Source organism: Bacteroides faecichinchillae JCM 17102 (genome assembly GCF_000614145.1).
Lineage (GTDB): Bacteria > Bacteroidota > Bacteroidia > Bacteroidales > Bacteroidaceae > Bacteroides > Bacteroides faecichinchillae.
In genome coordinates this window covers 23480-37096 of sequence record NZ_BAKK01000024.1, presented here as the reverse complement: position 1 = coordinate 37096, position 13617 = coordinate 23480, and the positions used below count along the sequence as shown (strand labels likewise).

16 protein-coding genes and 1 pseudogene are annotated in these 13617 nt (G+C 38.6%); all 17 read left to right on the top strand.

The window, feature by feature from the left end; all coding sequences use genetic code 11:
• The first annotated feature begins 2 nt into the window (after positions 1-2).
• The 17 genes and pseudogenes from JCM17102_RS12705 to JCM17102_RS12630 all read left to right on the top strand — a co-directional run bounded on the left by JCM17102_RS12705 (position 3) and on the right by JCM17102_RS12630 (position 13531).
• Entirely contained in the window at positions 3-497 is a 495-nt protein-coding gene (locus tag JCM17102_RS12705) for a hypothetical protein (protein ID WP_033886809.1), read from the top strand.
• A 7-nt stretch (positions 498-504) separates the two neighbouring features.
• Entirely contained in the window at positions 505-1386 is an 882-nt protein-coding gene (locus JCM17102_RS23715) for a lecithin retinol acyltransferase family protein (protein ID WP_081800216.1), read from the top strand.
• Between the two features lie 19 nt (positions 1387-1405).
• On the top strand, positions 1406-1720 hold the full coding sequence (locus tag JCM17102_RS12690) for a hypothetical protein (RefSeq protein ID WP_025075406.1): 315 nt from the start codon (positions 1406-1408) through the stop codon (positions 1718-1720).
• An 18-nt stretch (positions 1721-1738) separates the two neighbouring features.
• Positions 1739-2026, top strand: a complete 288-nt coding sequence (locus tag JCM17102_RS23710) for a hypothetical protein (protein ID WP_139262178.1) — start codon at positions 1739-1741, stop codon at positions 2024-2026.
• Positions 2027-2064: 38 nt separating this feature from the next.
• On the top strand, positions 2065-3603 hold the full coding sequence (locus JCM17102_RS23705; protein ID WP_025075405.1) for an MATE family efflux transporter: 1539 nt from the start codon (positions 2065-2067) through the stop codon (positions 3601-3603).
• Positions 3600-4151, top strand: a complete 552-nt coding sequence (locus JCM17102_RS32485; RefSeq protein WP_025075404.1) for an acyltransferase family protein — start codon at positions 3600-3602, stop codon at positions 4149-4151. The genes JCM17102_RS23705 and JCM17102_RS32485 overlap by 4 nt, the downstream gene beginning before the upstream one ends.
• Positions 4152-4529: 378 nt before the next feature.
• On the top strand, positions 4530-5564 hold the full coding sequence (locus JCM17102_RS12670; RefSeq protein WP_025075402.1) for a polysaccharide pyruvyl transferase family protein: 1035 nt from the start codon (positions 4530-4532) through the stop codon (positions 5562-5564).
• Between the two features lie 24 nt (positions 5565-5588).
• Positions 5589-6707 (top strand): glycosyltransferase, encoded by a 1119-nt coding sequence (locus JCM17102_RS27535; protein WP_051572906.1) that lies wholly within the window; start codon positions 5589-5591, stop codon positions 6705-6707.
• Between the two features lie 448 nt (positions 6708-7155).
• The gene (locus JCM17102_RS12655; RefSeq protein ID WP_025075400.1) at positions 7156-8262 is read left to right on the top strand and encodes a glycosyltransferase family protein; all 1107 of its coding nucleotides are present in this window, start codon (positions 7156-7158) and stop codon (positions 8260-8262) included.
• Positions 8259-9005, top strand: coding sequence for a PIG-L deacetylase family protein (locus JCM17102_RS12650; protein WP_033886807.1), 747 nt, complete (start codon positions 8259-8261; stop codon positions 9003-9005). Before JCM17102_RS12655 ends, JCM17102_RS12650 begins: the two co-directional genes overlap by 4 nt.
• 92 nt (positions 9006-9097) lie before the next feature.
• The gene (locus JCM17102_RS31740) at positions 9098-9733 is read left to right on the top strand and encodes an ATP-grasp domain-containing protein (protein ID WP_275564397.1); all 636 of its coding nucleotides are present in this window, start codon (positions 9098-9100) and stop codon (positions 9731-9733) included.
• Entirely contained in the window at positions 9700-10143 is a 444-nt protein-coding gene (locus tag JCM17102_RS31735; protein WP_275564396.1) for a hypothetical protein, read from the top strand. The genes JCM17102_RS31740 and JCM17102_RS31735 overlap by 34 nt, the downstream gene beginning before the upstream one ends.
• Positions 10097-10438, top strand: a pseudogene (locus JCM17102_RS31730) (glycosyltransferase); the annotation flags it as partial. The gene JCM17102_RS31735 and the pseudogene JCM17102_RS31730, both read left to right, overlap by 47 nt.
• A gap of 207 nt (positions 10439-10645) precedes the next feature.
• A complete protein-coding gene (locus tag JCM17102_RS31725) occupies positions 10646-11212 on the top strand; it encodes a glycosyltransferase (protein WP_245798517.1) in 567 nt (188 codons plus the stop codon).
• Between the two features lie 5 nt (positions 11213-11217).
• Positions 11218-12189 carry an O-antigen ligase domain-containing protein gene (locus tag JCM17102_RS27525; RefSeq protein ID WP_275564395.1) on the top strand — a complete coding sequence of 324 codons (972 nt, stop codon included), beginning with the start codon at positions 11218-11220 and terminating at the stop codon, positions 12187-12189.
• Positions 12165-12539 (top strand): hypothetical protein, encoded by a 375-nt coding sequence (locus JCM17102_RS31720; protein ID WP_275564394.1) that lies wholly within the window; start codon positions 12165-12167, stop codon positions 12537-12539. The genes JCM17102_RS27525 and JCM17102_RS31720 overlap by 25 nt, the downstream gene beginning before the upstream one ends.
• A 2-nt stretch (positions 12540-12541) precedes the next feature.
• Entirely contained in the window at positions 12542-13531 is a 990-nt protein-coding gene (locus JCM17102_RS12630) for a glycosyltransferase family 2 protein (protein WP_025075397.1), read from the top strand.
• The last annotated feature ends 86 nt before the right edge of the window (positions 13532-13617 follow it).

Here is a 13617-nt window from a genome sequence, read left to right as displayed (position 1 = left end):
AGATGGAACACAGCTTTGACGAAGCAAAGACCGATCACAAGCTTCAGGAGGAGTTGCTCTGCGACGATGCAGCATGGCGCATCACCTTCAACCTGATGCAGCAGAACGTTCACGACAAAGAGCAGCAGGCAGTACTTGCCGCCTACACCGTCTATACCTTATATTATATTGAGGCACAGCGCACGTTGGAGAATATCTACATGACCGACGACAATCAGGTGCGCCAGCGTCATCTGATGTTCGACACCACCCGTTCCACGGTATTGGTTAATCTAATATGGGATTTCATAGATCCTGCCCATATCAGTACGTTCAAGTCGTTGGTCAATGCCATCTCTCGCCAAGACCGCCTTTTCCTCATGCTTCCCCTTCGTGTCAATGCCGACCACATTGCTTGCGTCCGCATGTGCGACAAAGGAAAGTATTCTTTAAAGGAAAATCGACGGTTGACGGGTATGTATAATGAGGTAATAAACGACTTACAGAACCTGCACTGAGAGAATTATGTTTGGAGATTTTTTACACGAAGAAAAGCGATATTTACTTGACATAGATGACATCTATGACTTGGACAACGGTACGGTCATAGTGGCTGAATACAGTCGGTTTGAATACCAGTTTGGCATCTTTGGCAAACATCATGTCATCTACCAAGCCTGTTGGACGACTAAAGACAAAATTCTCGTATTCAGTATTGAAAAATGTTCCATTGAAGACTTTTTCAAAGAGGCGGATGTATATGAATACATTCCAGACTTCGATTATGACAAGGCAGCCACATTCCATTTTGCCCATTGTAAATATAGCGAAATGCGTAACAAATGTATACCTGCCTTTAGCGAACTTAGAAGTGTATTTGGAGATGATTTCACCTTAATGTGTATGCTGGAAGGAAATATGGAACAGTTTCATAGTGCGTTCATCAACTCCAAAATGGGAAAGCACTATATCCATCCAATACACATAATTGGCATTGCCCCTGCAAAGCACCATCTTCTGGCCATTGAGGAAGGATATGCCATACACTTCTCTGATGGCGGAACAGGAGGCAGCAATGAAATCATACTGGAATCCATGGACGATATAGAGGAGCGTGAGTACGTTACATTAACACAAATCAATTACAAAAACGAGGACGTGAGACATCGTTTGCTGGCACGCAACCGCGCTCTGCTCGTATATTCTGGCAGGTGGAATTTCGGCAACTACAATTTGTTGTTCAACAATTGTGAGCATTTTGTCACTTTCTGCAAGACAGGACAGTCGCAAAGCAGTCAGGCACGCAGCTTTTTCCAAGACGCATTCTTTATCGGACTGAGTTTGATAGCTCGCAAACCGCAATATGCCTCCATGGTCTTGGCAAGAAGATTAGGGTTGTTCAGATGAAAATACTCAAAGATACCTTATGAACATTTTTGAAATAGAAAGAAGCAAAAGAGACGCAGACTTCATTAAGCAGAATGGGGTACTGGAGTTAGAAGTAGCAGCCGACATTATTGAGACATGCAAAGATGTTCCGTATGTTGATTCCCTCATTAAACTGGGAAAAGTCTTTATCACCATCAAAGACTGGTGGTTTACGAAGAAGCTGGCCAAATTTCGCACAGCGTCAGAAGACATTGAGGAAGAAACCAAGAATCAGTTCTATTCGAGCCTGAGTCAAGAAGAATATAAGCGCATCTCTGCATATTTGATTCACCTGCTTAGTGCAGCGGAATAAGAGGACAAAGCGATGATTATGGGCAGTATCTACAAGGCAAGATTATTAAATAAGATCAATAACGACGAGATGCTCAGGCTCTGTTCCATTGTAACCAGAGCGTTCTTGCCCGATTTAAAAAGACTGCCTGACTACTTGGAAGAAAATACAAAGATCTCTATTGAAGCCCAATCATTCATTAATCTTGGACTTATAGATAATTTTCTCGGAGGTGTATGGACTAATCACGAAAGTTGCTGCTTGAATGACACAGGAAAACTTCTCCATGGAATATTGAGCGAGTCTGGACGGTTGCAATACAACTAATACGATACTCCTATTGTATCTTTAATGCATATAAATATATGAGCCAGAGTACAAACAATCGAAGAATCATGAAGAATGCGATGTACATGTACATACGCATGTTCGTCATGATGATTCTTTCACTTTATACATCCCGTATCATTCTTCAGACATTAGGTTTTGAGAATTATGGGATTTACAATATTGTTGGAGGGATTGTAGTATTTTTCTCCTTTCTCAACAATGGACTCAGTACAGCTACAAAGCGATATATTACTGCTAATATCGCAGATAACGATATTGAAAAAGGAAGACATACATTCAACGTCTGTATTCAGGCTCATTTACTTATTTCTATTATAATCTTTGTTCTGGCAGAATTACTTGGACCATTGTTTATAAAGTATTATCTCAACATACCAGAAGGAAGAGAGATTGCAGCACAAGCAGTATATCAAGTTTCCGTGATTACAGCAATCCTTAGTATCATACAGTCTCCTTTTAGTGCTGCCATAGTAGCTTACGAGCGTTTAAACATCTACGCTTACTATTCCATTATTGATGTCGTTCTGAAGTTACTTATAGTTTACCTGATACAAGTACTTCCCGGTGACACATTAATTACCTATTCACTCTTATTATTAGCTGTATGTATATTCAACTTTGTATTCTATCGCATATACTGTTACCGTAACTTTCCAATATGCAAATACAAGAAAATCAAAGACAAGGATATGCTTAAAGAGATTTTTAAGTTTATGAGTTGGAATACTTTGGGTCAAGTAACAGTTGTTGGTTCCAACCAAGGTGTGAGCGTACTGATTAATATGTTTTATAACGTAACCGCTAATGCGGCCATGGGGATAAGCAATACGATAACTAACATTGTCGGGCAGTTTACCTCTAATTTCATGGTTGCATTCAATCCACAAATTATAAAGTCATACAATCTTAAAGAGTATGATTACCTACGCACTTTAGTATTGCGGTCAACCAAGATCACTAGCTATCTCTATATTATTTTTATCATTCCTATTATTTTCGAAATAAATAAGGTTCTTACTTTATGGTTAGGAGATTATCCACCATACTCTGTTGAGTTCTGCATTTTTACGTTATGCTGTATGTATGTTGATTCTATTTCAGCTCCAATCTATATGGTAATTTACTCGCAGACTAACATCAAGAATTATCAGATAGCGATATCTTCTGTATATTCCCTTTGTTTTTTTGCTGGGTGGATTGTTCTTGTATGTGGAGGAACACCATACAGTGTAATGATAGTACGCTTATTTGTTTTCGTTTGCCTATTATGTTTACGACTCTTTTTTTTAAGAAAAGTATTTCTGCAATTTAATATTAAAGAATGGATTGTGGAAATTATCCTAAAAAGTAGTGTAATTATATTCATATCAACATCTTGCACACTTTTGTTTTCCAAGATTCTGGAATGCCAGATTCTTCTACATGTATGCACCATCTCTATGTTTACAGTTTGTATCAACTTATTATTAATGTACAAATTCGGTCTTAATCAATCAGAAAGACAATTCTTAAATCGGATGGTTGAAGAAAAGATTAAACTTTTTCGCAAATGATGAAGCAAGTAAAAGATTATAGGATAAGCAATCTTAGAGTATTTGCCATCCTTACTGTTGTATTAGGTCACAGTATTATTCTTTATAGTTCAAGTTGGCATCTGATGCCAACTCATGTATCAGTTCCTTTACTCGATACGCTGAAAAACATAATAAACACATACCAGATGGAACTCTATTTCTTCATTAGCGGTTGGTGTTGTTATTCTTCTATCATTAAATCAAAGAATTATCAATCCTTTTTGCAGTCCAAAATAAAAAGGTTGATTATTCCTTACCTATTATTTGGTTTATTGTGGATGTTACCTATTAAATTAGCACTAAATATACCTGCTTACCAAAATGTTTCTTTAGTAAAGATTTATTTGGACTACTTTTTAGGATTCAATAATGGTCATCTGTGGTTCTTATATGCATTATTTCTTATATTCGTTATTTCGTGGATTATTAACCGAATGTTCATTAAACTAAAATGGGGGGTATTTATGCCTTGCATTCACTTTTCTAATGCAAATTCTTTCAAATATAGCTTATATTTCCATATTTAACATTTCGGCAGGAATGAAATATGCATTTTGGTTTCAGGCAGGTCTCTGTATAAGGCAATACGGTAATAAAGCCATTGTTCCAATATTGATGTGTGTTATAGGATCGGCCTGCTTCATAAATGCAATAACGCCTATCATATCACTACTTATTGTTATTGGACTATACTTTATCGTGCCAAATACACATACCAGAATTACAGACAGTTTGGACAAGAATAGTTTTGGCGTATATCTATTTCACTCCCCATTAATCTATATCACATACCATTACTTTGGTAATGCATCACCTTGGTTAGTCGTCTGCATTAACCTTTTCTTATGGGGTAGTTTATCATATATTCTTACAGACATAATTCAAAGATCAAAAATTAAAATATTATGAATAATCTTTTATTTACGTATGAAGGCTTTGATAAAACCAATATTGGCGATTACATACAAAGTCTTGCTGCTAAGCAGTTCATTCCAAAAGATAAAGACATAACATATGTTCATAGAGATTACCTCAATGAAATTGATTCAACATCAAAGGTAATAATGAACGGGTGGTTTACACATATACCCGAAAATTGGCCACCATCAGATTTAATAAGTCCTCTTTTTGTGGCTTTTCATATAAATTCATCAGCTTATGAAAAATTATTGTCATCCAAAAGTATAGACTATCTAAGGCAACATGAGCCGATTGGCTGTCGTGATAAAAACACTGCTGATATTTTACAAAGCCACGGTATTGATTCTTATTTTTCTTCATGCTTAACCACGACTTTAGGTTATAAATATCATTCGAATAAGAAAAATGAAAAAATTTATGTTGTAGATGCTGTACATTACGTACCAGAATCTAACAGAAGATTTCAAAAGTATAAGTTTTATATTCAATATCTCATTTATTATAAGGGAATAAGTAAATTTATTAATAGTGCAAGAAAAAATAATCCCTATATCATAGATTTCAAGGATCACTATGACAGGTTTTGTTGCATCGTCCGTTCATATATGATTATTCGTCAATTAATTCCAAGAAAGGAAATGGATAATGTGGAAATATTAACACAGTATCATGACGCAAGTGAAATACCATCTAATGAGGAACGCTTTGCTCGTGCAGAAGAACTATTGCACAAGTATTCTGAAGCACGATTAGTCATTACTTCACGCATTCATTGTGCCTTACCTTGTCTTGGATTAGAGACCCCAGTTTTGTTTTTGCGAAATTTGGACGATTCTGATGAAAGTACTTGCCGATTCAAAGGACTATTAGACCTTTTAAATGTTGTCCAATTTAAAAGAAATAGAATAATAAACAGCCCATTTAATGTGCCTCTGGACATTCAATCAATAGCCAATCCTACCAGATATAAAAAGTATGCAGAGAAACTTATCAAAAAATGTATGGACTTTTGGAAGTAGAGAATAATTTAGAAAGGAATTTTTATGAATATACTTTTTACTTCATCAACTCCCTTTCACCCCCTACGAGGGGGTGTTGGACGAGTGACTGATACTTTATGCAAGGCATTTTTGTCAAAGGGACATAAAGTGTTTTATCTACATCATAAATGGTCTGACAATGATAATAAAAATTACCATTATCCAGTTCCAACTGATGTTTTGCCCAATCAAGATAAAGATATACAGTTGAGCCATGCATTCTATATTGATTATTTAAAACAACGGCAAATTGATATTGTTATATGCCAAGATGCACTTTTCGACCTAACATTTCATCGAACAGAAGATTTACCTGTAAAAGTGATTTCTGTAATTCACAACAATCCATTACTCGACTACAACGTACTGTGGAATCAGTTTGTAACCTTGAGAAATGACAAGATTGTTGAAAAGTTGAAAAGGATTGCTCGATGTTGTATTTATTTAAATGCAAAAAAGAAAATGTGGAAACGAACTGTTTTGCATTTCAATGAGCTATACCAACTATCTGATAAGATACTACTGCTCTCACCCCAATACATCCCTTCCTTAAGAAAAATGGATGAAAAATTTTTAAGTAAAACTGAATATATCTACAACCCGAATACCTACCCATTGCAATTGAACTTACCAAAGAACAAAAAGAAAGAAATTATTTTTGTTGGTCGGTGTTTTTATGTCAAACGAATTGACAGATTGCTTAAAATATGGAATTCTCTATGGAAAAAGCATCCAGAGTGGAAATTTACCATCGTAGGTGATGGCCCTGAAAAAGAGCACTTGGATAGGCTTGCACACAAAATGAAATTAGAAAATATAGAGTTTGTAGGTTTCCAAGACCCGCAAACTTATTACAAGAGAGCATCTATCATTTGTATGACTTCAAATTTTGAAGGGTTTCCCATGACTCTTGTGGAAGCTATGCAATTCGGTTGCGTTCCTATCGCATTTGATAGTTTTGAAGCAGTCAATGATATTATCTTACCCAAGAAGACTGGAGAATTAGCAAAATCCTTCGATTTAAAAAAATTCGAAAACAAACTCACCAAGCTCTTGGATGATGAGACTATCGTTCTGTTTTGTCTAAAAACGCATTTGAGCATGTTAAGCAATTCGATATAAGCAACATCGTTGAAGAATGGGAACGGATATTCAAGGCACTATGATATAATTTAATTCTATAAAAAATGACAATAATATGGCTCGAAACCCATCACTGGATTTAGTTCGTTTCCTGTGTGCATTCCTTGTTGTATGCATACACATTGGTACACCATATTATTGATATTACTCTGTTTTTACCACGATAGCAGTACCAATGTTCATCATCCTCTCAGGCCTTCTAATAACAAAGGAAGACATGAGAAAGCATGTAAATAAATCTACACCGAAAATCGTACAGTTTATTGTGTGGAATACTTTCCTTTTCGCTATCGTCAAATCTTTCCAATCATGGTAGTAGAAAGATTGGAGTTGGATAGCGTGGAAAATAATCGCTGATTCTATGTTGGCAAAATATAAATCCGTAATAAAAGAAATAGAACAAATTTTAAAATAATTCATACATAACATGAAGGTTACATTGTTGTTAAGAGTCCCATTTCTCGATAAAATTCCAAACTTAAAAACTCTTGTAGTTGATTTGGCAAAAAGAGGTTTTGATATTACTATCATCTCTGCTTTTAACGAGAATTATCCGGTTTCTGATTTGAGTGGTTTCTCAAACGTTAAAATGGTGCTTGTCAAACAGCGCACTAAGAAGTTTGAACTACCTACCTCAGCTAAACTTTTACTCGCTACGATAAAGAATATACTTTTTAGCAAATCCATTTATTATATAGGAGGTGATAATTACGCAAGTCATTTGCTGATGATATTAAAGAAGTATTTTTCATTCACATACATCAACTTTATCTTGGAATATCCTGATATAAATAAACCTGTCGAATTGAATGAAATAGAAGCTGCAAATTACATAATCACACACGACCATTGGCATGCTGAATTTATTAGCAAATATTGCAAGTTAAGAAATGATCAGATACTGTTCCTACCGAATTCATCTTATACAGATGAACATAGAGTACATAACAATTATCTTGCCGAATGTCTGCAAATCCCTTCCGACAAGAACATCATTCTTCATTCTGGAGGTTTAGGGAAGTGGTTTTGTAGCAAAGAGCTGGCTAAGGCTGCAATGCAATGGTCAAAGGATAATGTATTGGTTTTTCACACTAGTCATATCGTCGAACATGATTCTTATTTTCAGTCAGTAAAAAGTCTGGTTTCAGATAGTGAAAAAGTCTTCTTTTCTACGAAACCAGTTACTAATGAAGAGCTTGATAGACTTGTTGCTTCAGCAAAGATAGGTATTGCACTATATTCCTTGGCAGAACTTGGATATAGAGCAGAAAATATGGGTCTTGCCGCAGGTAAGATTGGCAATTATTTGAAGTGTGGTATACCGGTAATTGCAACAAAAGTACACTCTCTATCCTATCTTGAAGATTATCAGTGCGGTATATTGGTTGATAACCCTTTCCAAATAATTGATGCAATTAATGTAATTTTACAAAATTACGACAACTATGCTAAAAACTCATATACATGTTACAATGCTCTGTGGCATCCAAAGAAGTATCTTGACAAAATATACGAAACATTTATTAACAAATGAATATTATAATTGATTTTATCCGAAGAATCCGTGTACTGTTCATTCGTCAATTAATCTCGCATAAGTCTTTGTTTCCCATGCCCGAAACCGCCTTCATCTTCGCCCCTCACCCTGATGACGAGGCTTTTGGATGCTGTGGGTTGATGCAACGGATGATGGCTGAGGGTAAGCGGGTGGAGCTGATTATCATGACTGGAGGTGGAAAGAGTCATTCGGGGTGTTGCTCTTTGAGTGAGGAATCCTTAGTCAATGAAAGGAGAAGGCTTGCCGTCAAGGCGGCATCTATCTATGGCCTGATCAAGGAGCGCATCCATTTCTTGGACTTTCCTGATGGAGGGATTAGCAAGGAATATCTTGAGATAAATCGGTTGAAGACATTGTTGAATGATTTGCTGAAGGATAATACGGATGTTGCGGTATTCTATCCTCACCGCAAAGGGGAAGGATGGCCCGACCATATCCATACCTCGGAGATTGTGGCAGACTTGTGCAAGGAAATGCAAACTAAGATCACGCAATACGAATATTGTGTTTGGTTCTGGTTCTATAGCTGCTGGCGGATCGATTGGAAGCGGGCCCGTATCTTGAAAATGAATAATGAGGAGTACCGCTACAAACAGCAGGCGATAGATGCCTATATTCTCCCCAAAGCACCCTGCGGTAAGCCGTGGAGTGGTGTGCTACCGGATGTGTTTGTAGAGGCAAATAGATGGAGTAGGGAACTCTATTTTGAAGTTAGATGAAGAAAGTTGTTATTATCGGTGACTCTACGCACAACACACTCAGCGCTGTGCGCAGTTTTGGAGAGGGTGGCATTGATCAGACGTTGCTGTTGGTGTGTCATGAGGATAATTGCTTCGTTCGCTATAGTAAGTATCTGAAACATGGTAATCTGTATGTCTTAAACGAATTGGATGCGTGCTTGCCTGTTTTGGAGCAGCTTGCTTCTGAGGTAGGGCAGCTCTTGATGACCACTTTTGATGCGGCAGCGGAATGGGTGGACCAAAGGGAACAACTGCTTAGTCAATGGTTCCTTACACCTTGTAGGGGAAAGCAGATAGGTCGTTTGTTCAATAAAGAGGCGCAATGTGAGTTGGCTAAGTCGTGTGGTTTGACTGTTCCATATTCTGTAGTCTATCACAGAGGGGATGCACTACCCGCAGATTTGCCTTATCCTGTCATCACCAAGCCGTTGGTAAGCAGTGAGGGTGAGAAGAGCGATATTCATATCTGTCAAACAGCGGGGGAACTCCTGGAGGCCTTAGCGCTTGAAAGCCGCAGCGAATATCTCATCATACAAGAGTTTATTCAAAAGGAGTTTGAGATAGATGCTGTGGGTGTAAGTACTGATGAGGTTGTTGTGATGGGCGGCGCGATACATAAGTATCGACATTGGCCAGATTGGTTGGTGCCGGAGCATTTGGGCTGTTTGATTGTATGGAGCGGTTTAATGTGGATACTGAGGCTGTAAGTCGTTTTATTCGTAAAGCAGGGTATCACGGTCCTTTCAGCGTGGAGTTCCTTCATACCAAGGAAGGTAAGAACTATTTCATGGAGGTCAATTTCAGAAACGAAGGATTGGCCTATGCTTCTACCTGCGCCGGAGTCAATCTTCATGCACTGTATGCGGATTCTACGAAACGAATTAACTGGGATAAGTTCCGACCCACCTATATGATGAATTACAGCATCGACCTCCTCTATGTGAAGGAGGGTGACATCACCTTAGGGCACTGGCTGAAAGACTTCCTCAAGACCCGTTGCTTCATCAACGTCTGCCTTACTGACCTCGGGCCAACACTGGCATATTATAAACATAAGATTTCCAAAAAAAATGAAAGTATTGGTATGTATTCCGTGCCTGCTGACAGGTGGTACTGAAATACAGACACTGAACCTCGTGCAAGCCTTGGTGAAAGGTGGACATGAGGTGACGACAGTGTGTTACTTTGAATTCTCGCCTGAAATGGTACAGCGCTATGAACTGGCTGGTAGCAAGGTGAAGTTGCTGAGTTCCGATGGCACAAGACCTGTTGGAGTATGGCATACATTGACGTTCTTGTTCAAAGGACTCAGGCGAGCGGTAAAATCATGCCGCCCCGAAGTGGCACACGTGCAGTATATGGCGCCCGGTGCGATACCCATTTTTATCCTTCGGTTGCTTGGTGTCAAGAAGATGATTGCCACCACTCACACTGCAGCTGATATTTATCCCAATTTGCGTCTGTTGCACTTTGTCGTGAAACATGTCTTAGTGGTGTTTCAGTGCATCACGCTACGGGCCGAGGAGTCCTACTTTGGTAGTTCAACACTCTACTCTGAAGCGTACGAGTTAAGAAAGAAAGGGAATCATTTCACGATATACAATGCGCTGCCATGTGGTATGCAGACGTGCAACAACCGTACTATACATCAGCCCAAAGTGATAGGTGTGGTAAGTCGTCTGGAGCTAATTAAGGGCATGGATCTTGTAATACCAGCATTTGCTGAGGTGAAGAAGCAGCATCTCGAGGTGAAGTTGATTGTAGTGGGCGATGGTACGCTTAAGTCAGCTATGGTTAAGCAGGCAGAAGAACTCCATCTGATGAACTCCATAGAGTGGGTTGGCAGACAACCTCAGGAAGTGCTACACGAGTGGTACGGAAAGATGGACATTGTGCTTATGCCGTCGAGGAGTGAAGGGTTTGGCCTAACTGCCATAGAAGCAATGGCCAATGGCTGTGTCGTTGTGGCCAGCGATACTGGTGGCCTGCCTGAGGTGGTGAAAGACGGTGAGGTGGGGCTATTGCACAAAATAGAAGATGTAAAAGATATATCTGTTAAGATTCTCAGATTGCTTGATGACAGTAAACTGTACATAAAATGTCAAAAGGCTTTGCATAACTATGTACAACAATATAGCTTTATACGATATACGGATGCTATACGCTCACTGTATTCTAAACTATAATTGATATGGCATTAATTATTAATAGCATTATAGCTATACTTCTTATTTACTATGGTTGGAAATATGCCTTCCAATCAGGCTTGGTGGTCAACCACCCTTTTGCCCCAGTAGTAAAATGCGTTTGCGGCAAAGACCTATCTTTTTTGTTGTTTAGCGTCATGACCTCCATGGTCTTCTTAGGTCCTCTATCGTTAGTCAAATATGCTATTTGGATATGCATTATGGTCTTCATGTCATTGAGGTGGGTAAAGAAATGGGACAGCGTGTTGACAATGTACTTGGTTTTTATAGTTTGGAATCTATATACATTGACCTATTCAAACTATGTGTTCCAAGGTTGGATGATGATTCTAAAGTTTAGCATACCGATACTCTATTTTTGGATGGGATATAATGCCATTGAAGACAGTCTGGACTTAGGGATATTTCTGAAGCGTACGGTAATAATCTGTGTAATCTATTCATTTCTGATAGGTGGAGTATCTGCTAAATTGATTAGCCCACTTTACGGATTTCTTTGCTTTGGCACCGGAGGTACATTTGTTGCATACGCTTCTCTTGCTGATTTTTATTCCATATTGATTGGCATCCCTGTCATGTTATATGTTATCACATCTGATAGAAAATACCTCTACGCAGCTGGTCTTTTGTTTTTGTCTTCTATACTTGAGAGCGTACGTACAGGTATCGGAGCTTCTATCCTTGGACTGTCGATGCTATTTCTTGTGTATAAAAAAGGAAAGGCAATACCAATCGTAATGCTATTGTTAGCACTTTCTGTGGGTTCTGTATTACTAGTTCAGCCTGTGAGAGAAAAAATGTTTGGAAAGCAAGCAGAAACCGTTACTATCAGTAATATGGGTCAGGCGAAGATTGAGACCAATGGTCGTGAATATATGTGGGAAAGAATTATGAATCACTGTTATAAGCCTGATCCTACATTTGGCAGCGGATGTGGTGGGGCCTTGGTTGGCTAAAGGATATAAACAGCAAGGGAGGTCTGCAACTTATACATTCTGATTGGGTTCAAATGATGTCCGAATCTGGAAATATCGGTTTATGTCTATATATATTATTTGCGGCCTTTCTTTTATTTAAGATATTAACCATTACATGGAAATACAAAGGTGACATAATATTGACACTCTTAGGAGGTGTTACAGCGGGCTCGTTTGCTGCCTGTTATTTCTGCATGGGTTTCGATAATGTAATCACCTATGCTCAACAAGGATATGTATTGCCATTTATGCTTTTCGGCATATTCCTTAAAGTAGTTGACCTGACAAGACAGGGGGTATTTAAAGTTGAAGAAGAAATTCATAGTTAATAATGATATCAGTAGTTATACCTTTATACAATAAGGAAAAGAGTATTGCTCGCACGCTGGAGTGTGTGCTGAATCAGACTTACCAGGATTTTGAGGTGGTCGTGGTTAACGATGGAAGCAAGGATCGAAGTGCTGCTGTGGTAGAGCAGTTTACAGATGCCCGAATTAGGTTAATAAAACAGACAAATGGCGGTGTGAGCGCTGCGCGGAATCGAGGCATTGCAGAGGCTCGTGGTGAGTATGTGGCTTTTCTGGATGCTGACGATGTGTGGTTGCCTGACCATTTAGCTAATTTAGAATCCTTAATAATAAATTATCCCCAATGCAGGGCGTGGTCTACCAGCTATGTCAATAATGAAAATGGTGTTGATCATCCTATCATTTTAAACAAATTACCATTTGGGGGAGAAAGTGGCGTGTTATCGAACTATTTCGAGGTGTGCAGCTGTTCACATCCACCTGTTTGGAGTAGTGCGGTATGCGTGGAGAAGTCACTTCTAACAGAGATTGGTGGTTTTCCAGTTGGTGTTACGTCAGGTGAAGATCTGTTGACTTGGGCCAGAATAGCGATAAAAACCGATTGGACTTATTCTATGAAGGCTACGGCGGTTTATATGATGCCTATCACGAATACCTTTACAGAGAAGCCCACAAGACCAAATGACAGTGGAGACCCTGTCTGTGAAGGGCTGAAAGAGCTTCTGAAATCTGATTATCCTAAGAAGAGGGAGCTTAAGCATTTCATTGGAAGGTTTTACAAAATGAAAGCAAGTACCAACTTGAGGTATGGTGAACGGTGGAGTACTCTTTGTGAGTGCTTCAAATCCCTTTTCTACAGGCCATTCGCCAAAGAGACCTATCCCATCATGATACTTGCACTGATGCCAAGGTTTATTCAGCGAAGGGTTTTTGCCATACATTCTTATGAAAAAGTAGCTGACATTAAGGATGTTAAAAAATTATTAAGGGGGGAGGTAAACAAAGACTGTTAGTTTTTCACCCTATCATTGCTCCTTATCGCATCGACTTTTTCAACAACTTGTCTCAGGAGTTTGAGACGAAGATTTGCCTTACATGG

Coding starts and splice junctions, on each gene's coding strand:
- JCM17102_RS31725 (WP_245798517.1), top strand. CDS start 10,646: ATGCAGACGTGCAACAACCGTACTATACATCAGCCCAAAGTGATAGGT.
- JCM17102_RS23710 (WP_139262178.1), top strand. CDS start 1,739: ATGGGCAGTATCTACAAGGCAAGATTATTAAATAAGATCAATAACGAC.
- JCM17102_RS31720 (WP_275564394.1), top strand. CDS start 12,165: ATGTGGTGGGGCCTTGGTTGGCTAAAGGATATAAACAGCAAGGGAGGT.
- JCM17102_RS12690 (WP_025075406.1), top strand. CDS start 1,406: ATGAACATTTTTGAAATAGAAAGAAGCAAAAGAGACGCAGACTTCATT.
- JCM17102_RS12655 (WP_025075400.1), top strand. CDS start 7,156: ATGAAGGTTACATTGTTGTTAAGAGTCCCATTTCTCGATAAAATTCCA.
- JCM17102_RS31735 (WP_275564396.1), top strand. CDS start 9,700: ATGGAGCGGTTTAATGTGGATACTGAGGCTGTAAGTCGTTTTATTCGT.
- JCM17102_RS27525 (WP_275564395.1), top strand. CDS start 11,218: ATGGCATTAATTATTAATAGCATTATAGCTATACTTCTTATTTACTAT.
- JCM17102_RS32485 (WP_025075404.1), top strand. CDS start 3,600: ATGATGAAGCAAGTAAAAGATTATAGGATAAGCAATCTTAGAGTATTT.
- JCM17102_RS12705 (WP_033886809.1), top strand. CDS start 3: ATGGAACACAGCTTTGACGAAGCAAAGACCGATCACAAGCTTCAGGAG.
- JCM17102_RS12630 (WP_025075397.1), top strand. CDS start 12,542: ATGATATCAGTAGTTATACCTTTATACAATAAGGAAAAGAGTATTGCT.
- JCM17102_RS27535 (WP_051572906.1), top strand. CDS start 5,589: ATGAATATACTTTTTACTTCATCAACTCCCTTTCACCCCCTACGAGGG.
- JCM17102_RS12650 (WP_033886807.1), top strand. CDS start 8,259: ATGAATATTATAATTGATTTTATCCGAAGAATCCGTGTACTGTTCATT.
- JCM17102_RS23705 (WP_025075405.1), top strand. CDS start 2,065: ATGAGCCAGAGTACAAACAATCGAAGAATCATGAAGAATGCGATGTAC.
- JCM17102_RS23715 (WP_081800216.1), top strand. CDS start 505: ATGTTTGGAGATTTTTTACACGAAGAAAAGCGATATTTACTTGACATA.
- JCM17102_RS12670 (WP_025075402.1), top strand. CDS start 4,530: ATGAATAATCTTTTATTTACGTATGAAGGCTTTGATAAAACCAATATT.